Raw genomic sequence first — 20,073 nt, forward strand, 5'->3', positions numbered from 1 at the left:
GGTCGTTGTCCGTCAGGTCAGGTCAGGACGTGCAGGACAGAGCGGATCAGAGAGAACCGGTCGGGGTCTCGTTCAGATAGACGCGCGGCACGCGGCCGCTGATGCGGGTGACAATCTCGTACGCGATCGTGCCGGCCGCCTCCGCCCAGTCCTCGGCGCTCGGCTCGCCCCGGTCCCCGGGGCCGAAGAGCACCGCGTCGCTGCCCACCTCGACGGTGTCCCCGTCGAGATCGACGACGAACTGGTCCATGGCCACCCGGCCCGCGACCCGCCGCCGGATACCGCCGACCAGGACCGGGCCGCGCCCGGAGGCATGGCGCGGAATGCCGTCCGCGTAGCCGAGCGGGATCAGACCGAGTGTCGTCTCGGCGGAGGTCGTGTAGTGGTGCCCGTAGCTGATGCCGTGCCCGGCGGGCACCTGCTTGACCAGGGCGACCGACGCGGCGAGCGTCATCACGGGACGCAGCCCGAAGTCGGCCGGGGTGCCCAGCTCCGGGCTGGGCGAGATGCCGTACATGGCGATGCCGGTCCGCACGAGGTCGAAGTGCGACTCGGGGATCGCCAGCGTCGCCGGGGAGTTGGCCATGTGCCGCACCTCGGGTTCGACGCCCGCCTTCTCGGCGTGCGCGACCATGTCCCGGTACACCGCCAGCTGGGCGGCGATCGACGGATGGCCGGGCTCGTCGGCACAGGCGAAGTGCGACCAGAGGCCGGTGACCTTCACCGTGCCCTCGCTCTCGGCGGCGCGGGCGGCGGAGACCAGTTCGGGCCAGTCGGCGGGCTGGCAGCCGTTGCGCCCCAGTCCGGTGTCGGCCTTGAGCTGGATGCGGGCCGGCCGTCCGGCCTCCCGTGCCGCGGCGACGACCTCGCGCAGCGCCCACATGCCGCTGACCGACACATCGATGTCGGCCTCGATCGCCTCGCGCCAGGGGCCGCCCGGTGTCCACAGCCAGCACATCACCCGGCCGCCGAGCCCGGCGGCGCGCAGGGCGAGCGCCTCGTGCGGGGTCGCGGTGCCGAGCCAGGTCGCCCCGGCTTCGAGCGCGGCCCTGGCGCAGGGCACCGCCCCGTGCCCGTACGCATCGGATTTGACGACGGCCATGAGTTGCGCGCCGGCCGCCCGGGCGCGCAGAACACGCACATTGGCGCGCAGTGCGGCGAGGTCGATCTCGGCTCGGGCTCTCAAGGACGCTGTCTCGTTCATCGCGCCCAGTCTCTCAGAGGCGTACGCCAGGACCCTCAGGTGCCGGGTGCGGTCAGGGCCTTTCTTTCGGATCATGCCGGGCTTGCGGAGTCCGGTCCGGCCCAAAGGTGCGGCCCGGGGTGCGTCTCCGGTGGCGGCAGCCGTCGCGAGGCCGCTGCTGTCACCGATGCCGCAGCTCATGTGCCACGTGGTCGACGAGGACCGGGACATGGCTGTGCGGGATATCGTGCACTGCTGTGACGAGGGTCACCGGCCCGCCCGCGCGGACCAGCTCGACCAGCTCCCGCACCGCCGCCGCGTGGGCGGGGTCGGCGAGTTCGGTGCGGTAGCGGTCCACGAAGTCGTCGTACCGGGTGCCGCTGCGGTCCTCGTGGTACCAGGAGCGGAGTTCGTCCGACGGGGTGAGGTCCTTCAGCCACCGGTCGATCCGTGCCCGGTCCTTGGCGACGCCGCGGGGCCAGAGCCGGTCGACGAGGACGCGGGTCCCGTCACCGTCCTCCTGCGGGTCGTACACCCGGCGTACGCCTACGGAGTCGCTGCCCACTGTCGACCACTCCTCACCGGCTCGCCTCCGCGGTTCCGTGTCCGGTGCCCAGGATCTCTCAGGCCCGCACATCACGCCACGCCGCGGGGACCGCGTCCGCGACGTCCTGGGCGGAGACCGGGCCACCGTCCGAGGCGTGGCGGGCGGCGAGGCCGTGCAGGTAGGCGCCGGCGGAGGCGGCGTCGCGCGGGTCGAGACCCGCGGCCAGCAGAGAACCGGTCAGCCCGGAGAGGACGTCGCCGCTGCCCGCCGTGGCCAGCCAGGATGTGCCGGTCGGGTTGACCCGTACGGGAGCGTGTCCGGTGCCGTCGGCGACCAGGGTCGTCGACCCCTTGAGCAGCACGGTGCAGCGGTAGCGGGCGGCGAGCTCCCGGACGGCGGCGAGCCGCTCCCCCTCGACCTCCTCGCGCGGTACGCCGAGCAGCGCGGCGGCCTCCCCGGCGTGCGGGGTGAGCACCGTCGGCGCGGTGCGCGACAGCACGACGGCGGCGTCGAGCAGCCGCAGCCCGTCCGCGTCGACAAGCACCGGGACCTCGGCGTCCAGCACATCGGCAACCGCCGAGACTGCATCCGTACCGTCCCCGAGCCCGGGTCCGACGACCCAGGCCTGCACCCGCCCCGCCTTCGACGGCGGGCCCGTGTGGACCAGGGTCTCCGGGTGCCGGGCGATCACGGCACCGGCGCCCGGACCGACGTACCGCACCGCGCCCGCACCGCCCCGCAGCGCCCCGCCGACGGCGAGCACCGCCGCGCCCGGATACCGCGCTGACCCGGCAACGATGCCGACGACACCACGCCGGTACTTGTCGCTCTCGCTGCCGGGGAGCGGCAGCAGCGCGGCGACATCGGCGTACTGCAGCGCCTCCAGATCGGGTACGGCGGGCAGCTCGTCCCGGAGCCCGATGTCGACGAGGTGCAGCGCACCCGCCAGGTCGGCGGCCGGGTCGATGAGCAGCCCCGGCTTGTACGTACCGAAGGTGACCGTCGCATCGGCCCGCACGGCGTCGCCGAGCACCTCCCCGGTGTCCGCCTCGACGCCGCTGGGCAGGTCGACGGCGAGGACCGGCGCCCCGGTCGCCTTGTAGGCGCGCACCAGCGCGGCCGCGTCCGGGCGCAGCCCGCCGCGCCCGCCGATGCCGGTGATGCCGTCGACCACCAGATCGACACGGCCGATCCGGTCCGTGCCCACCTGCGCCGCGTCCTGGGCCAGCCCGCCCGCCGCGCGGAGCGCCGCGACCCCGCCCTCGTGGGCGCGGCCCGGCGAGGTCAGCAGAGCGCGGACGCCCGCGCCGCGCCGGGCCAGCCGGGCACCCGCGTACAGCGCGTCGCCGCCGTTGTCGCCGCTGCCGACGAGCAGGACGACCCGGGACCCGTACACGCGGCCATTGCGCCGCAGCAGATCGCCGCAGGCCACGGCGAGTCCCGCGGCGGCCCGCTGCATCAGGGCCCCCTCCGGCAGCCGTGCCATCAGGGCACGCTCGGCGGCCCGTACGGTCTTCACGCTGTACGCAGTTCGCATACGGTCAACCTTCCGCGATCACCACGGCCGACGCCACCCCCGCGTCATGGCTCAGCGAGACGTGCCAGTGCCGTACGCCCCGCTCGGCGGCGCAGGCGGCGACGCTGCCGCGGACCCGCAGCCGGGGCCGGCCGCTGTCCTCGACGTACACCTCGGCGTCCGTCCACAGCAGCCCGCCCGGCGCACCGAGCGCCTTCGCCACGGCTTCCTTGGCGGCGAACCTGGCGGCCAGCGAGGCGATACCGCGCCGCTCACCGCTGGGCAGCAGCAACTCCCGCTCCAGGAAGAGCCGCTGAGCCAGATGCGGCGTACGCTCCAGCGCCTCGCCGAACCGCTCGATCTCCGCCACATCGATCCCGACCCCGATGATCACGCGCTCACTCACTCATTCTTCGACTCACTCGACGGTCACGGACTTCGCCAGATTGCGCGGCTGGTCCACCTCGTTGCCGCGGGCGGTGGCCAGTTCGCAGGCGAAGACCTGCAAGGGCACGGTTGCCACCAGCGGCTGAAGCAGCGTAGGCGCAGCGGGGATCCGGATCAGATGGTCGGCGTACGGAACGACCGCCTCGTCGCCCTCCTCGGCGATGACGATGGTGCGGGCGCCGCGGGCCCGGATCTCCTGGATGTTCGACACGATCTTTTCGTGGAGCACCGAACGCCCGCGCGGCGACGGCACCACCACGACGACCGGCAGATCGTCCTCGATCAGCGCGATCGGCCCGTGCTTGAGCTCGCCGGCGGCGAAGCCCTCGGCGTGCATATAGGCGAGTTCCTTGAGCTTCAACGCGCCCTCGAGGGCGACCGGATAACCGACGTGGCGCCCCACGAAGAGGACGGTGTCCTTGCGCGCGAGCGAACGGGCCAGCGCACGCACCGGCTCCATGGTCTCCAGGACCCGTTCGACCTGCCCGGGGACCTCGGAGAGCTGCCGGACGACGGTCCGGATCTCGTCGCCCCACTTCGTACCGCGGGTCTGACCGAGATACAGGGCGACGAGGTAGCAGGCGACGAGCTGCGTCAGGAACGCCTTGGTCGAGGCGACGGCGACCTCCGGCCCGGCGTGCGTGTACAGCACCGCGTCGGACTCACGCGGAATGGTCGATCCGTTCGTATTGCAGATGGCGAGGACCTTCGCCCCCTGCTCACGGGCGTGCCGCAGCGCCATCAGGGTGTCCATCGTCTCGCCGGACTGGGAGATCGCGATGACGAGGGTGCGCTGGTCGAGGATCGGGTCGCGGTACCTGAACTCGCTGGCGAGTTCCGTCTCGCAGGGCAGCCTGGTCCAGTGCTCGATGGCGTACTTGGCGATCATCCCGGCGTGGTACGCGGTCCCGCAGGCGACGACGACGACCTTGTCGACCTCCCGGAGCACGCTCGGCGCGATGCGCACCTCGTCGAGGCGGAGCGAGCCCGAGCGGTCGATCCGCCCGAGGAGCGTGTCGGCCACGGCCTTCGGCTGCTCGGCGATCTCCTTGAGCATGAAGTAGTCGTAGCCGCCCTTCTCGGCGGCGGAGACGTCCCAGTCCACGTGGTACTCACGGACCTCGGCGGCCTCCCCGTCGAAGCCGGTGACCGTGACGGACTCCCGGCGCAGCTCGACGACCTGATCCTGCCCCAGCTCGATCGCCGACCGGGTGTGCGCGATGAACGCGGCCACATCGGAGGCCAGGAACGCCTCGCCATCCCCCACCCCGACCACGAGCGGTGAGTTCCGCCGGGCGCCCACCACCACATCCGGCTCATCGGCATGCACGGCGACCAGGGTGAACGCCCCTTCGAGCTGCCGGCAGACCTGTCGCATCGCCTCTGCCGGGTCACCGGTCGACGAGTACGCCTCGGCAAGCAGATGGGCCACGACCTCGGTGTCGGTCTCGGACGCCAGATCATGCCCGCGCTCGGCGAGTTCGGCGCGCAGCCCGGCGAAGTTCTCGATGATTCCGTTGTGCACGACGGCGACGCGGCCCGCGTTGTCGAGGTGCGGGTGGGCGTTGGCATCGGTGGGCCCGCCGTGGGTGGCCCACCGGGTGTGCCCGATCGCGGTGGTCCCGGCCGGAAGAGGCTGTTCGACCAGTGCCTTCTCCAGATTGACGAGCTTGCCGGCCTTCTTCATGGAGGCCAGCCCGCCGTCCGCGAGAACGGCGACACCTGCGGAGTCGTACCCGCGGTATTCGAGGCGCTTCAGCCCAGCGACGACAACATCAAGCGCGGACTGCCCACCGACGTACCCGACGATTCCACACATAACGATCCTTTCGTGGTCGCCCTCCCCTCGCTTGGCATCGTCGCAGAAGGGGCGCCGGGCGGCCGGGATCATTCGTCGGCGGAGTCGTCGCGAACCGCTGCGAGCAGCGGCCCCGGGTCCGCTTCCCGCTCCCGCGCCCACCGCCGAAGCCCCGCGAACCGCTGCCCGCTCAGGCCGCGGGCCCGGAAGCCGGCGCTCCCGGCGCAGGACACCAGCCCTGCGTCACCCCACCGCCCGCCGTGCCTCGGCCACCACGTGGGGATCGGTGACGAAGTGGGTGTCCTGCTCGGCCGACGCACCCCCGGCGCCGAGCGGTACCCAGCCGCCGCCGCGCCGGGGCAGCGCCCTGGTCTTGGCGGAGAGGTGGACGGCGGCGGCTCCGGCGGAGATCAGGGCCGGGATGTCGGCGGGGCGCACCCCGCCGCCGGCCATCACCTGCACCCCGGGGGCGGCGGCGGCCATCGCGGCGATCGCCTCCAGCCCCTCGGCCGCGGTGGGGGCGCCGCCCGAGGTGAGGACCCGGGTGAGGCCGAGCGAGGGCAGCAGTGCGGCGGTGGCCACCGGGTCGGCGGACTGGTCGATGGCGCGGTGCAGGGTGATGTCCACCGGGCGGCCCGAGGCGCGGGCCGCTTCGGCGAGGCGGGCGACCGCGACCGTGTCCAGGGCGCCGTCGGCGGCCAGCGCGCCGATCACCACACCGGAGGCACCCGAGGCGATGACGGACCGCACCTCGGCGGCCATCAGTGCGATCTCCTCCGCGTCATGGACGAAGTCGCCGGGCCGGCACCTGACCAGCACCTGCACCGGCAGCCCCTCCCCGGCGACCGCCTCCACCAGGGCTGCCGACGGGGTCAGGCCGCCCAGCTCCAGGGCGACGCAGAGCTCGACGCGGTCGGCACCGTTCTCCCGGGCGACGCGGGCGCCGGCCGGTGAGGTGACGGCGATCTCCAAGGCGGGGCGTGTGGTCACTCGTCGTCCCCGGTCAGCGGCTGGTCGGAGGCGGGGATGATGCGGGCCGACAAGTCCGGGTCGGCCATCTCGCGGTCGAAGGGGAACATCGGGCGGCGGATGCGGTGGTGGCCCAGGCGTACCAGGTCCTGGTCCACACCGCCGGGGGTGAGCGCCATCTTCCAGCCGACCGACATGTCGAAGAGCTCGGGCTCCAGGTAGCCGATCTTCACGATCACGATGTCGGCGCCGCGCGGGTCGAGGTCCAGGTCGGTGAAGTCGTGCTCGTGGTGGTAGGGCTTGCGCAGCTTGGTGAGGATCGCGTACACGCTGCCGGTCCGGATGACGACCTCGGTCTCGGCGTCGCGGTCGCCGTGCCGGACGGCGTGCACCACACCGGTCAGGGTGACAGGGCCCGCGTGCCGGTCGTCCACCTCGGCACCGGCGGTGACCGTGACGGTGGCGCCGACGCCGGCGGCGACGGCGGTCTCGACGGCGGCCGGTCCGGGCACCGAGGCGTAGATGACGGTCGGGCCGTCGTCCTTCTGGAACTCCGGGCGAGTCAGCAGCCGGGTCAGGCCCCAGGTCACGTCGCCGGCGCCGCCTGCGGTCGGGTTGTCCCCGGTGTCGCTGATGAAGTACGGGCGCTGGTCGGAGGCCAGGGCCTCGTCCAGGATGCCGTCGAAGGTGCCGGTCGGGGCGACGAAGTCGAAGTCGTCGCGGGCCTTCCAGAAGCCCTGGGCCAGGCGCTCGGAACCGGCCGAAACGGCGGCCCGGTCGGTGCCGGTGACCACCACCACGGCGCGGTTGCGCGGTTCGTCGGCCCAGGCGTAGCCGACCCATATCGCGGCGTCGATCACGCCGTCCATGGCCTCGACCTCGTCCACGGCCGCGTACACGCTCTTGGCCGGCTCGATCCGGGTGGAGGTCTGCTCGCCGGCCAGCAGCACCGGCACCGGCACCCAGGCCTTGACCGGGCGGGGCGCGCCGGAGACCAGCAGGTCCACCAGATTGCGGACGGCCCGCTCCTTGGTCTCCATGTGGTCCTCGTGCGGAGCCATCCGGTAACAGGTGATCAGGTCGCTGCCGTGGGCGAGCTCGCGGGAGACGTTGCCGTGCAGGTCCATCGAGGTGGAGATGATCACGTCGGGGCCGACGGTGGCGCGGATGCGCTCCAGCAGCACCGCCTCGGCGTCGTCGATGCCCTCCACGGTCATCGCACCGTGGATGTCGTACCAGAGCCCGTCCGGCTTGGGCAGCGCGGCGAGCCGCTCGATCAGCTCGTCGGTGAGCTCGGCCCAGGCGGCGGCGGTGACGGTGCCGCCCGGCAGCGACTTGCCGACCAGGGCGCCGTGCCAGTCGGCGGCCTCGCGCAGTTCCTCACCGGGCGCCAGGAAGGGGTAGCGGTCCAGCACCTCGGCGCCGCGCGAGGGGTGGAACGCGGGGGCCTGGGTGCGGGCGGGAGAGAAGGTGGACGACTCGATGCCGAGCCCGGCGATGGCGATGACCGGGCGGGCTGCGGCGGTGCGGGAATGCGGCATGGCTCCTCGTAGGGGATGGGGTGTCAAGGGTGGCGGGGCGCCGGAGCGCGGAATTGGTCGGTGCCGACGACCTCGCCCAGGGCGAGGGCCAGGGCGCGCTGCAGGGCGAACTGCCCGGCGCCGACCAGTCCGGCGTCGGCGCCCAGGCTGGCCCGCTCGATGGTGAGGTGTTCGGTGACCAGCGGGTGGCAGCTCTCGTAGAGCTGGCTGCGCACGGCGGCGACGAACGGCTCCAGGGTGGAGAGGATGCCGCCGAGATAGACGGCGTCCGGGTTGAAGAAGTTGACGTTGGCGGCGAGCACTTGGCCGAGGTAGTCGCCGGCCCTGCGGACCGCGCGGGTGGCCTCCGGGTCGGCGTCGGTGGCCAGCCGGGCCACGTCCTCGATGCTGCTGACGTCGGCCCCGCGCTGGCGCAGGATGCGGACCAGGGCGGCGCCGGACGCCACGGTTTCCAGGCAGCCGGTGTTGCCGCAGGAACAGGGGATGTCGGCGCCGCCGTCGATCCGGATGTGGGTGATGTCACCGGCCGCGCCGGTGGCGCCCCGGTAGAGACGTCCGTCTGCGATGACGCCGGCGCCGATCGCCGAGCCGATCTTCACCATGATCGTCTGCCGGTGCCCGGCGGGCCGTACGGTGTGCTCGCCGACCGCCATGCAGTTGGCGTCGTTGTCCACGGCGGCCGGGACTCCGAAGCGTTCCTCCAGCCAGGCGGTGACCGGGAAACGGTTCCAGCCCGGCATCCGGGACGGCAGGACGACCGAGCCCGACGCGACGTCCACCGGCCCGGGCAGCGAGAGCCCGACCCCGCGCAGCCGGCCGCGGCCGCGCTGCTCGGCCAGCGCCTCCAGGGTCTCGGCGAGCCGGGGCAGGGCCGCCTCGGGGCCGTCGGCGATCACGAAGGGGACGGTCGAGACGTCGGTGAGACCTCCGCCGGGCAGCACCACACCGATCCGGGCGTGCCGGCCGCCGAGGTCGGCGGCGACGGCGAACTCGTCGTTGCTTCCCAGCCTCAGCGTTTTGCGGGGGCGTCCGCCGGTGGAGGACTGGGTGCCCTCCTCGGCGATCAGCCCGCGCTCCACCAGATGGGCCACGGTGAGAGAGATGGTGGAGGCGGCGGCCCCCAGCAGTCCGGCGAGTTCGGCACGTGACGAGGCCTGGCCCGATGCGACGAGTTCCAGGACCCGCGTGGCGAGGGCCGGGATGCCTTTCGTGGCCTTGCGGTCCCCTGCACTTATTTCAGTCATGTACGAAGTAACTTCCGCAACGGTATGTGTGGCGAAGACAATACGCCCGCGCTTGACGCAGGGGAACAGCTTCGCGAAGGAAGTGGGCCACCCTTGAAACCCGCTCAATCCACCCAAATGCACCCATTAGAGAGGGGTGATTGGGGCGAGCTGGCTTTTTTCGGAGACGTAGTAACTTACTTGTTACTAATTCTTGTTTGTTTCTTCGGCGCGTCCGTCGTTAGCTGTCGTGAACGCAGTGCCGGTCCCAGGACAGATACGGGTCCTTTCACTCTGAGGAGAGTCATGTTCCTTGCTCGCACGGCGAACAGCCGCCGCTGGGCCCTCGTCGCGGGTGCCGCTGTCACCGCGGGCGCTCTGCTGACCGGTTGTTCCGGCGGCAGCACCTCGTCGTCCGCATCCGGCTCGTCGGACACCATCAACTACGCGCTGCCGGCGAACTTCACGCCGAACTGGATCCTCCCGGTCGGCACCGCGGCGCACCTGAACACCAACAACTCCTCCATATCCCAGGCCGTCTGGGAGCCGCTGATCGCGTACGACGGCTCCACCGGCAACGTCGGCTGGAACAAGAACAACTCGCTGGCCACCGCCGCCGACTTCGCCAAGGACAGCAAGAGCGTCACGATCACGCTCGGCGACCGGCACTGGAGCGACGGCAAGCAGATCACCTCCCGCGACGTGGAGTTCTGGTTCAACCTGGTCAAGGCCAACAAGGCCGACTGGGCCAGTTACAGCCCTGGTAAGGCGCCTGACAACTGGACCTCCCTGAAGATCGTCGACGACACGCACTTCACCATCACTTTCGACCAGGCGTACAACCAGCAGTGGATGCTCGCCAACGAGTTGAGCATGATCCGCCCGATGCCGCAGCACGTCTGGGACAAGACCAGCGACTCGGGCACCGTGTCGGACCTCGACCGCACCACCGCGGGCGCCAAGAAGGTCTGGACGTACCTGAACGACGTTGCCAAGAAGATCTCCGGCTACGCCACCGACCCGCTCTGGAAGACGGTCAGCGGCCCGTACACCATCAAGTCGTTCTCCACGGCCGGCAAGGTCGAGCTGACCGCCAACGCCAAGTACGACGGCGGCGGCAAGGCCAACATCAAGAACGTGAACCTGCTGCCGTTCACCACCACGGACGCGGAGAAGAACGCGCTCCGGGCAGGCACGGTCGACTACGGCTACATCAACGCCACCGACCTCAGCCAGGAGGCGTCCTTCACCTCCAAGGGCTACACGGTGAAGCCGTGGTCCGGCTGGGCCATCACCTACATGCCCTACAACTTCAACAACCCCGCCATGGGCGCGGTCTTCAAGCAGCTCTACGCCCGCCAGGCGATCCAGATGTCGGTGGATCAGGCCACCCTCTCCAAGGTCGTCTTCAACGGCACCGCGGTCCCCACCTACGGCCCGATCCCGCAGGGACAGAACTCGTCGTTCGTCTCGCCGGAGCAGAAGAACAACCCGTACCCGTTCTCCACCACCAAGGCGAAGCAGCTGCTGACCAGCCACGGCTGGACCGAGCAGAACGGCACCATGGTGTGCACCAGCCCGGGCACCGCCGACAGCCAGTGCGGCGCCGGCGTGGACAAGGGCACCAAGTTCCAGATGCAGGTGCTCTCGCAGTCCGGTTCGACCGTGACCGACAACATGATGAGCGCCCTGCAGTCGTCGTTCGCCAAGACCGGGATCGACTTCACCATCAAGACCGCCCCGGTCAACTCGGTCCTCTCGCAGGCCGGCCAGTGCACGGCCGACCAGGCCGGCTGCAAGTGGCAGCTGTCGTTCTTCGGCACCGCGGGCAGCTGGTACTTCCCGGCCTACCCGAGCGGTGACTCCCTCTTCGCCACCGGCGGCGGCTCCAACTTCGGCAGCTACTCCAACCCCGCCGTGGACAAGCTGATCACCCAGACCACCACTTCCTCCTCCGACGAGGCGGTGCAGAAGTACAGCGCCGCCCTGGCCAAGGACCTCCCGGTCATCTGGCTGCCGGAGCCGGACTACCAGGTCTCCGTGGTCAAGAAGGGCCTGGGCGGCTTCGCCCAGGACTCGCTGGCCAACTTCCACCCCGCCATGTGGAAGTGGACCACCAAGTGAGCCCGGTCGGTGACCGTGCGTTCCACTGAGCCGAAGCGACCGGAAAACACATGAGTACTTCCTCGTACCTGATCAGGCGGGTCCTCCAAGCCGTCGTGGTGATCGTCATCGTGACGATCGTGGTCTTCGGTCTGCTGCACGCCCTGCCCGGGGGTCCCGCTCGCGGGATCCTCGGCCCGCAGGCCACAGCGCAGCAGATCACGTCCTTCAACCACGAGCAGGGCCTCGACAAGCCACTCCCCGTGCAGTACTTCTACTACCTGAACCAGCTGCTGCACGGCGACCTCGGCACCTCGTACACCCTCAATGAGCCGGTCTCCCAGCTCATCACCGAGCGGCTGGCCAAGACCCTGGTCCTCACCGCCCTGTCGGCGATCGTCGGCCTCGTGCTGGCCATCCCGCTCGGCATGTGGCAGGCCGTCCGACGCAACAAGCCCGTCGACTACGTCATCACCACGCTGAGCTTCATCGCCTACTCCACACCCGTGTACTTCCTCGGGCTGATCCTGGTGCTGGTGTTCAGTCAGGCGCTGCCGTGGTTCCCGTCCCAGGCCCCGCAGGGGGACACGCTCGCCCAGGTGCTCTCCGACCCGCAGGCGCTGGTGCTGCCGGTCATCGCCGGTGCCGCCTCGATGATCGCGGTGTTCAGCCGCTACATGCGGGCGGCCACCCTGGAGAACCTCTCCGAGGACTACGTCAGGACGGCGCGGGCCGGCGGCTCCCGCTCCCGCTCCATCCTGTGGCGGCATGTGTTCCGCAACTCGCTGACGCCGGTGATCGCCATGCTCGGCTACTACGTGCCGGTGCTGTTCGGCGGCGCCCTGGTGGTCGAGCAGCTCTTCAACTACCCCGGCATGGGCCTGCTCTTCTGGACCGCCGCGCAGTCCTCCGACTACCCGGTGCTGCTGGGCTGTGTGCTGGTCATCGCGATCGCCACGGTGGTCGGCACGCTGCTCGCCGACATCGTCCAGCGGATCATCGACCCCCGAGTGAAGGCAGGCCGGGCATGAGCGCCGTCATCCAGCCGGGCCGGGCGTCCGGCACGGCCACCGCCGCCGCCGGTGCGGTCTCCGGCACCCGGCTCGCCGTCCGGCGCTTCCTGCGCAACCGGCTCGCCGTGGTCGGGCTCGGCGTCGTGGTCTTCTTCTTCCTGTTCTGCTTCGTCGGTCCGCTGGTGTACTCCACCGACCAGACCCACACGATGCTCCAGCAGGTCAACCTCGCCCCCAGCGGTTCGCACTGGCTCGGCACCGACGCGGTCGGCCACGACGAGCTGGGCCGGCTGATGTACGGCGGCAAGGTGTCGCTGATCGTCGGCCTCGCCGCGGGCATCCTGGCCACCGTGATCGGCACCCTGTGGGGCGCCGCCGCCGGCTATGCCGGCGGCTGGATCGACGCGGTCATGATGCGGATCGTGGACGCGGGGATCGCCATCCCGGCGCTCTTCATCCTGCTGGTGGTTTCGGCCATCACCACCCCGGGCCTGACCGGGCTGATCGTCATCCTGGGCTTCGTCTCCTGGCTGGTGCCGTCCCGGCTGATCAGGGCCGAGACGCTGACCCTGAAGAACCGCGACTACGTCCTGACCCTGCGGGCCATCGGCGGGACACACACCCGGGCGATCACCCGGCACATCCTGCCGAACTCGGTCTCGACCATCATCGTCGCGACCACCTTCCAGATCGCCGACGCCATCCTGCTGGTCGCCTACGTCTCCTACCTGGGCCTGGGCGTCCAGCCGCCCGCCACCGACTGGGGCGGCATGCTCTCGGCCGGTCTCACCGCCGCGTACTCCGGCTACTGGTGGCTCATCCTGCCGCCGGGCCTGGCCATCATCCTGGTGGTCTGGGCGTTCAACGCGATCGGGGACGGACTCCGCGACGCATTCGACGTGAGGGGACGCGGATGACCGCCACCCAGGGCTCCGCCGCCCCGTCGGCCGGGCCGATTCTCGAACTCGACGACCTCGGCGTCATCTTCACCACCGAGACCGGCGAGGTACCGGCCGTCCGGAACGTCTCCCTGCACGTCAGCCCCGGCGAGACGCTCGCCCTGGTCGGCGAGTCGGGCTCCGGCAAATCCACCATCGCGCTGGCCGCGATGGGCCTGCTGACCGGCAACGCCCGTGCCACCGGCTGCGCCACCATCGCCGGCACCCAGGTGGTCGGTGCCCACGAGGCCGACCTGGCGGCGCTGCGCGGCCGGACCGTCTCCATGGTGTTCCAGGAGCCGGCCACCGCACTGGACCCGCTGACCCGGATCGGCAAGCAGATCGCCGAAGTGATCCGCAACCACCGCGAGGTGTCCGCCAAGGACGCCGCCGCCGAGGCCGTCGAACTGCTCCGCAAGGTCGGCATCCCCGAGCCGGAGAGGCGGGCCACCGCCTACCCCTTCCAGCTCTCCGGCGGACAGCGCCAGCGGGTGGTCATCGCCATGGCCATCGCCAACGAGCCCGCCCTGCTGATCGCCGACGAGCCGACCACCGCGCTGGACGTCACGGTGCAGGCCGAGATCCTCGACCTGCTGCGCCGGCTCGCCGTCGAGACCGGCACCGGCGTCCTGCTGGTCACCCACAACATGGGCGTGGTCGCGGACTTCGCCGACCGGGTCGCCGTGATGTACCACGGCGAGATCGTGGAGACCGGACCGGTCGAGGACGTACTGCTCCGCCCGTCCCACGACTACACCAAGCGGCTGCTGGCCGCGGTGCCCCGGCTGTCGGTCGCGGAGGCGGGCCGGCCGGTGGCACCGGCCGGAGCCACCCGTCCGGACACCGAGCCAGTGGTCGAACTCCGCGACATCTCCGTGGTGTTCGGCCGTGGCAAGGGCGCTGTGCGGGCTCTGGACGGGGTCTCGCTCGCCGTCCACGCCGGGGAGACCCTGGGCCTGGTGGGCGAGTCGGGCTCCGGCAAGTCCACCGCTTCCCGGGTCGCGCTCGGTCTGATCCCGCCGACTTCCGGCACCGTCTCGCTGTTCGGCACCGACCTGGCCGGCACCCGGTCCCGGGCCCGCCGGGCGCTGCGGGCCGGTATCGGCGTGGTCCTCCAGGACCCGGTGGCCTCCCTGGACGCCCGGATGACGGTCGGCGAGTGCATCGCCGAGCCGCTCAGGGTGCACCGCCGCGAGCTCTCCGCCAAGGACCGCCAGAGCAAGGTCGCCGCCGTCCTCGACCGGGTCCGGCTGCCGCGTGAACTCGCCCTGCGCGCCCCCCGGGAGCTGTCCGGCGGTCAGCGCCAGCGGGTCAGCCTGGCCCGCGCCCTGGTCCTGGAGCCCCGGCTGCTGGTCGCCGACGAGCCCACCAGTGCGCTCGACGTGAGCGTGCAGGAGGCGGTGCTCGAGGTGATCTCCGAGCTCCAGGAAGAGCTGGGCTTCGCCTGTCTTTTCGTCTCCCACGACCTGGCCGTCGTCCAGCACTTCGCGCAGCGCGTCGTCGTGATGCGGGCCGGCCGGGTCGAGGAGCAGGGCGCCACCGGCGCGACCCTGATGCACCCGGAGACCGACTACACCCGCCGGCTGCTGGCCGCCGTGCCGGTGCCCGACCCGGTGATCCAGCGCGGCCGCAGGGCCGAACGCCTGGCCACCCTCGCGGCCGGCCGGACGGAGGCCCAGGGGTGAGCGCCCACGACCGTACGCTCTTCGCCGGAGTGGACATCGGCGGCACCACCACCCAAGTGGTGCTCTGCGACGAGGACCTGACCGTGCTGGACCGCGCCGAGGTGGCGACCCCGGCGGCCGACGGCGGCCAGGCCATGATCGGCGCGGCCCTGGGCGCGCTGGCCCCGCTGCTGGAGCGCACCCCCGGCCGCCTCGCCGGTGCCGGGGTCGGCGCAGCCGGCCTGGTGGACTCCGCCGCCGGCCGCATCCTGGTGGCCAGCAACTCCTTCACCGGCTGGGCCGGCTTCGCGGTGACGGCCGCCGTCGAGGAGGCACTGGGCGTCCCGGCCTTCCTGGACAACGACGTCAACGCCTTCCTCTACGGGGAGGTGTCCGGCGGCGCCGTGCGCGGCGAGTCGGACGTCCTCGGGATGACCCTGGGCACCGGGGTCGGCGGCGCGCTGTGGACCGGCGGCGCGCTGTTCGCCGGGCCGCACGGCGCGGCCGGCGAGATCGGGCACATCCCCGGCTTCGGTGATCTGCTCTGCTCGTGCGGCGGCCGGGGCCATCTGGAGACCCTGGCCTCCGGCCGTTCCATCGGCGCCCGTTACGCGGACCGCACCGGCCGCCGACTGACCGCCCGCGAGGTCGCACAGGCCGCCGACCGCGGTGACCAGGACGCCCTCGCGGTGTACCGGGCCGCCGGTGCCGGAATCGCCCGGGCGATCGTGATGACGGCCGGCGTCGTGGACATCACCACGGTGGTGGTCGGCGGCGGGGTCAGCCGTGCCTGGCCCCTGCTGGAACCCCTCATCCTGGCGTCGCTGGCCGCCGAACCGCCGGTCAGCGGCCGCCCGGTCCGGCTGGTCAGGGCAGCTCTGGCTGCCGACGCGGTACCGGTCGGCGCCGCGGCCCGGGCCCGACGGGAACTGGCGGCGAAGGTCGGGGTCTAAGAAAACCCGGCCGCGGGCGCCACGAGCCTGCTCCGACGCCATGGGCCTGTGTGCCGTGGCGTCGGAGCAGGCTCTTCGCCGTCCCTCCTCCGGCGCCGGACGTTCACCGTGTCATCCGGGAGATCGAGGCCTCCCGTGCCGAGTTCCGGACATCGGCTTGCCCGCCCAGCCGGCAGGGTCGGCTGAGGCGTTCCCTCACCACGGCCGCCGTGCGCGGGTCCGCCCGCATGGAGGGCCGCACCATCGGCTGAAGAGCCGGACCCGGTCCGTGCCGAAGTTGCTGCGGATGGGCCGCCGCGGCGGACACCGGGCCCATACAGGGGTTGAGGGCGTCCGCCCGGCGGCCTGCGTCCTCAGCCCCTGCGCCCGTGAACCTTTGTGCGCCGTGCGGGGAACAAGGGGTGAGACGCTCACCGACCGAGCCCCAGGAGCCCCTGTGACCGGACCCCCGACCGGACGGCCCATCACCGAAGCCGACGACGCCGAGATCGTCGCCCAGTCGCTGGAGCAGCCGGAGATCTTCGCCGGGCTCTACGACCGCCACGCGCCCGACATCCACCGGTACGCCGCACGCCGCCTCGGGGAGGGCGCGGCGGACGACATCACGGCGGAGACGTTCCTCATCGCGTTCCGGTCCCGGCGCCGCTACGACACCACCCGCCGGGGCGCCCGGCCCTGGCTGTACGGCATCGCCGCCAATCTCATCGGCAAGCACCGGCGCGGCGAGGAGCGGAGTCTGCGGGCCCTGGCCCGTACCGGTCAGGACACGGTCGCCGCGTCCTGGAGCGACCGCTCCGACGACCGGATCGCCGCCCAGGTCCCGCTGGCCGGAGCGCTCGCCGCGCTCTCCCCCGGCGACCGCCATGTGCTGCTGCTCGTCGCCTGGGCGGACCTCGGATACGAGGAGGTCGCACAGGCGCTGGGCATCCCGCTCGGCACCGTGCGGTCCCGCCTCAACCGCGCCCGTCGCAAGGTCCGCGAGGCGTTGCACACCGACCCCGCGTTCACATCCGACGTCATGGAGCTGAGCCCGTCATGGACGAAATGACCCAGCTGCGCGAGCTGCGCGCAGATGCCCCCGTCCCCGACCGTGCCGCGCTCGCTCCCGGCCGGCAACGGCTGACGGACTCCCTTGCCGGCGGCCGGCGCACCCGCCGGCTGCGTGCCGACTGGCGGATGGCGTCGATCGGCGCCGCGGCGGCGATCACCGCAGCCGCTCTGCTGACCACGCAGCTCGGCGCGGACGGTCCCACTCACCGGGCCACCGCGGCGGCCCCCCTGACCCTGGACAGCCCGGCCGAGGTACTGAACCGGGCCGCCGACGAGCTGGCGAAGCAGCAGGCCGCGCCGGAGCCGCGCGACGACCAGTGGATCTACACCCGGACGAAGATCGCCCAGCAGGAGCCCAAGGCGGGCTCGGCCGCCGTGGACCGGTCGGACTCGGCCGCCGCCGGGCAGTTCTCGTACAACCCGGATTCCTGGGTTCCGTACGACAACTCCGCCGCGGCGGAGAACGGCAAGGACAGCGACTACCGCACGGCCCGCCAGGTCTACCGGGCCGCCGATGAGCTGCCCGACGATCCGGCGCGTCTGCTGGCGAAGGTCCGCTCGTTCTATCCGACGGGCCACACCGCCGACAGCCCTCCCGAGGCCGAGGCCCAGCACAGCTTCCGCGCCATGGGTCTGATGGTCGAGGCGTACCCGATCGCGCCGGACGCCCTCGCCCGGATCTACCGTGCGCTGGCCACCGTCCCGGGGGTGAAGGTCACCGGCCATCTCGTGAAGGACGCCGCGGGGCGCGATGCCATTGCCATCACACGGAAGGAGGACGGCTCGCACGAGCAGCGCGAGATCCTCATCAGCCCCCGCGACTACAGCTACGCGGGCATGCGCTTCGTGGCCGTCGAGGACTACGAGATGAAGGTTCCCACCGGGATGAAGGTCCCGCCCGAGACGTACAAGGCCGGGGAGGTCCTCGTCAGCGAGGCGCGGATCAGGGCCGCCGTCGTCGACGCCAAGGGCCTGAAGCCCTGACCGCAGGGTGGTACGAAACGGCCCGGTGTCCGCTACAGGGGTGCGGACACCGGGCCGCAGCCCTTCCACGTGACCGACCCCACCCCCCACTGGGTCAGAACTCCCGCGACAATGAACCCGTGATCACTTCGCCGCCACGGAGCACCCACCGACGCGCCGAGCCGGCTTCGACGCCGTACGTCGACCTGTCGCGCGCCGAGTGGAGCGCCCTGCGCGACAAGACGCCGCTGCCGCTGACCGCCGACGAGGTGGAACAGCTGCGCGGGCTCGGTGACGTCATCGACCTCGACGAGGTACGGGACGTCTATCTGCCGCTCTCCCGCCTCCTCAACCTCTACGTCCAGGCCACCTCCGGCCTGCGAGGCGCCCTGAACACCTTCCTCGGGGACGCGGGCAACGGCCACGGCGAGCAGCGGGGCACCCCGTTCGTCATCGGGGTCGCCGGCAGCGTGGCCGTCGGCAAGTCCACCAGTGCCCGTATCCTCCAGGCGCTGCTCGCCCGCTGGCCCGAGCACCCCCGGGTGGAGCTCGTCACCACGGACGGGTTCCTGCTGCCGATGAAGGAACTCCGGGCGCGCGGGCTGATGTCGCGCAAGGGGTTCCCCGAGTCGTACGACCGGCGTGCCCTGACCCGTTTCGTCGCCGACATCAAGGCCGGCAAGGACGAGGTGACGGCGCCCGTCTACTCGCACCTGATCTACGACATCGTGCCGGGCGAGCGGCTCACCGTACGCCGCCCCGACATCCTGATCGTCGAGGGCCTCAACGTGCTGCAGCCCGCGCTCCCCGGCAAGGACGGCCGCACCAGGGTCGGGCTCGCCGACTACTTCGACTTCAGTGTGTACGTGGACGCGCGGGCCGAGGACATCGAGACCTGGTACCTCAACCGCTTCCGCAAGCTGCGCGAGACGGCCTTCCAGAACCCGTTCTCGTACTTCCGCACGTACACCCAGGTCTCCGAGGAGGAGGCCATGGAGTACGCCCGCACCATGTGGCGGACCATCAACAAGCCCAATCTGCTGGAAAATGTGGCACCCACTCGCGGCCGTGCCACTCTGGTGCTGCGCAAGGGCCCGGACCACAAGGTCCAGCGTCTCTCCCTGCGCAAACTCTGAGCCCCCCGAGCCTCCCCGGGAGTATCCGCGTGCTGCATCTGCGCCTGATCGTCCCTCACGGCCGCACGGACGAGGTGGTGCACGTCGTGCAGCACACCGTCGGCGCCACGCATCTGGTGGTCATGCCCGGTGTCGCCCTCGACCCCGCGGGCGATGTCGTGACGTGCGACGTGGCGCGTGAGGCGGGCGACGAGCTGATCGCATCACTGCGCGAGCTCGGCATCGACGAGTCCGGCTCGATCAGCGTCGAGGAGACGGACCTGACGCTCTCCGCGCATGCCGACCGGGCCGAGGAGGAGGCGCCGGGCGAGGGCGCGGACGCGGTGCTGTGGGAGGAACTGGCGGACGCGACCCACGAGGAGTCGACGCTCAGCGTCACCTATCTGGCGTTCCTCACGATCGCCACGATGCTCGCGGCCTGCGGTGTGATGCTGGACAACGCGATCCTGATCGTGGGCGCCATGGCGGTGGGCCCGGAGTTCGGGCCACTGGCCGGCATTTCCACGGCGCTGGTGCAGCGTGCCCCGCGGTTGGTGTGGCGGTCGCTGTGGGCGCTGGTCGGCGGGTTCGCCGTAGCGATGGTGCTGACGGCCGGGTTCGCCTGGATGATGAACAGCCTCGGGCTGTTCACGGAGGCGATGATCGAGGCGAAGCGGCCCAATACGGCGTTCATCTGGCAGCCGGACTGGATGTCGTTCGTGGTGGCGTTCCTGGCGGGCATCGGCGGGACGCTCTCCCTCACCTCGGCGAAGTCGGGTGCGCTGATCGGCGTCGCGATCTCGGTGACGACGGTGCCCGCGGCCGCCAATGCGGCGGTGGCCTTCAGCTACCAGGACCTTTCCCAGACGTGGGGTTCGGTGGGCCAGCTGATGGCGAACCTCGGCGGGATCGTGCTCGCGGGCACGCTGACACTGCTGGTCCTCAAGGCGCTGTGGGCGATGCACCGACGTCGGATCCGGGCTGCCTGACGCGACGGACCGGAGCCGGCGACGGTCCTTCGGCTGTCGTCCGGCAGCGGCCGCACACGAC

General features: G+C 71.6%; 17 protein-coding genes. 9 read left to right on the forward strand and 8 right to left on the reverse strand.

Annotated elements, in window-relative coordinates:
* Positions 1-46: 46 nt before the first annotated feature.
* From alr to ACNPQM_RS27045, 8 genes are all read right to left on the reverse strand, one after another.
* The gene (gene alr / locus ACNPQM_RS27010) at positions 47-1,204 is read right to left on the reverse strand and encodes an alanine racemase (protein WP_418086047.1); all 1,158 of its coding nucleotides are present in this window, start codon (positions 1,202-1,204) and stop codon (positions 47-49) included.
* A 160-nt stretch (positions 1,205-1,364) separates the two neighbouring features.
* A complete protein-coding gene (locus ACNPQM_RS27015; protein WP_418086048.1) occupies positions 1,365-1,748 on the reverse strand; it encodes a DUF488 domain-containing protein in 384 nt (127 codons plus the stop codon).
* Between the two features lie 58 nt (positions 1,749-1,806).
* The gene (locus ACNPQM_RS27020) at positions 1,807-3,267 is read right to left on the reverse strand and encodes an NAD(P)H-hydrate dehydratase (protein ID WP_418086049.1); all 1,461 of its coding nucleotides are present in this window, start codon (positions 3,265-3,267) and stop codon (positions 1,807-1,809) included.
* 4 nt (positions 3,268-3,271) lie between these two features.
* On the reverse strand, positions 3,272-3,640 hold the full coding sequence (locus tag ACNPQM_RS27025; RefSeq protein WP_358861589.1) for a holo-ACP synthase: 369 nt from the start codon (positions 3,638-3,640) through the stop codon (positions 3,272-3,274).
* Positions 3,641-3,664: 24 nt separating this feature from the next.
* A complete protein-coding gene (glmS, locus tag ACNPQM_RS27030) occupies positions 3,665-5,512 on the reverse strand; it encodes a glutamine--fructose-6-phosphate transaminase (isomerizing) (RefSeq protein ID WP_418086050.1) in 1,848 nt (615 codons plus the stop codon).
* A gap of 222 nt (positions 5,513-5,734) precedes the next feature.
* Positions 5,735-6,481, reverse strand: a complete 747-nt coding sequence (locus tag ACNPQM_RS27035; protein WP_418086051.1) for a copper homeostasis protein CutC — start codon at positions 6,479-6,481, stop codon at positions 5,735-5,737.
* Complete coding sequence (locus tag ACNPQM_RS27040) at positions 6,478-8,001, reverse strand: M81 family metallopeptidase (protein WP_358861573.1); 1,524 nt, start codon at positions 7,999-8,001, stop codon at positions 6,478-6,480. Before ACNPQM_RS27040 ends, ACNPQM_RS27035 begins: the two co-directional genes overlap by 4 nt.
* Positions 8,002-8,024: 23 nt before the next feature.
* Positions 8,025-9,245 carry an ROK family transcriptional regulator gene (locus ACNPQM_RS27045; protein ID WP_358861574.1) on the reverse strand — a complete coding sequence of 407 codons (1,221 nt, stop codon included), beginning with the start codon at positions 9,243-9,245 and terminating at the stop codon, positions 8,025-8,027.
* A 285-nt stretch (positions 9,246-9,530) separates the two neighbouring features.
* On the opposite strand from ACNPQM_RS27045, the gene ACNPQM_RS27050 reads away from it, so the two are divergent.
* The 9 genes from ACNPQM_RS27050 (at position 9,531) to ACNPQM_RS27090 (ending at position 20,012) form a co-directional block, all read left to right on the forward strand.
* Positions 9,531-11,348 (forward strand): peptide ABC transporter substrate-binding protein, encoded by a 1,818-nt coding sequence (locus ACNPQM_RS27050; RefSeq protein ID WP_358861575.1) that lies wholly within the window; start codon positions 9,531-9,533, stop codon positions 11,346-11,348.
* A 50-nt stretch (positions 11,349-11,398) separates the two neighbouring features.
* Positions 11,399-12,358, forward strand: coding sequence for an ABC transporter permease (locus ACNPQM_RS27055; RefSeq protein WP_358861576.1), 960 nt, complete (start codon positions 11,399-11,401; stop codon positions 12,356-12,358).
* Positions 12,355-13,257, forward strand: a complete 903-nt coding sequence (locus tag ACNPQM_RS27060) for an ABC transporter permease (protein WP_358861577.1) — start codon at positions 12,355-12,357, stop codon at positions 13,255-13,257. The genes ACNPQM_RS27055 and ACNPQM_RS27060 overlap by 4 nt, the downstream gene beginning before the upstream one ends.
* Positions 13,254-14,963: an ABC transporter ATP-binding protein gene (locus tag ACNPQM_RS27065; RefSeq protein WP_358861578.1), complete on the forward strand. Its 1,710-nt coding sequence runs from the start codon at positions 13,254-13,256 to the stop codon at positions 14,961-14,963. Before ACNPQM_RS27060 ends, ACNPQM_RS27065 begins: the two co-directional genes overlap by 4 nt.
* The gene (locus ACNPQM_RS27070; RefSeq protein ID WP_418086052.1) at positions 14,960-15,895 is read left to right on the forward strand and encodes an ROK family protein; all 936 of its coding nucleotides are present in this window, start codon (positions 14,960-14,962) and stop codon (positions 15,893-15,895) included. The genes ACNPQM_RS27065 and ACNPQM_RS27070 overlap by 4 nt, the downstream gene beginning before the upstream one ends.
* Before the next feature lie 436 nt (positions 15,896-16,331).
* Positions 16,332-16,943, forward strand: a complete 612-nt coding sequence (locus ACNPQM_RS27075) for an RNA polymerase sigma factor (protein WP_358861580.1) — start codon at positions 16,332-16,334, stop codon at positions 16,941-16,943.
* Positions 16,931-17,929, forward strand: a complete 999-nt coding sequence (locus ACNPQM_RS27080; protein ID WP_418086053.1) for a CU044_5270 family protein — start codon at positions 16,931-16,933, stop codon at positions 17,927-17,929. The genes ACNPQM_RS27075 and ACNPQM_RS27080 overlap by 13 nt, the downstream gene beginning before the upstream one ends.
* Before the next feature lie 119 nt (positions 17,930-18,048).
* The gene (gene coaA / locus ACNPQM_RS27085) at positions 18,049-19,044 is read left to right on the forward strand and encodes a type I pantothenate kinase (protein WP_358861582.1); all 996 of its coding nucleotides are present in this window, start codon (positions 18,049-18,051) and stop codon (positions 19,042-19,044) included.
* Positions 19,045-19,073: 29 nt separating this feature from the next.
* Positions 19,074-20,012 carry a DUF389 domain-containing protein gene (locus ACNPQM_RS27090; RefSeq protein WP_358861583.1) on the forward strand — a complete coding sequence of 313 codons (939 nt, stop codon included), beginning with the start codon at positions 19,074-19,076 and terminating at the stop codon, positions 20,010-20,012.
* Positions 20,013-20,073: the final 61 nt, after the last annotated feature.

The sequence above is a fragment of the Streptomyces sp. NPDC056231 genome (assembly GCF_048270745.1).
Classification (GTDB): domain Bacteria; phylum Actinomycetota; class Actinomycetes; order Streptomycetales; family Streptomycetaceae; genus Streptomyces.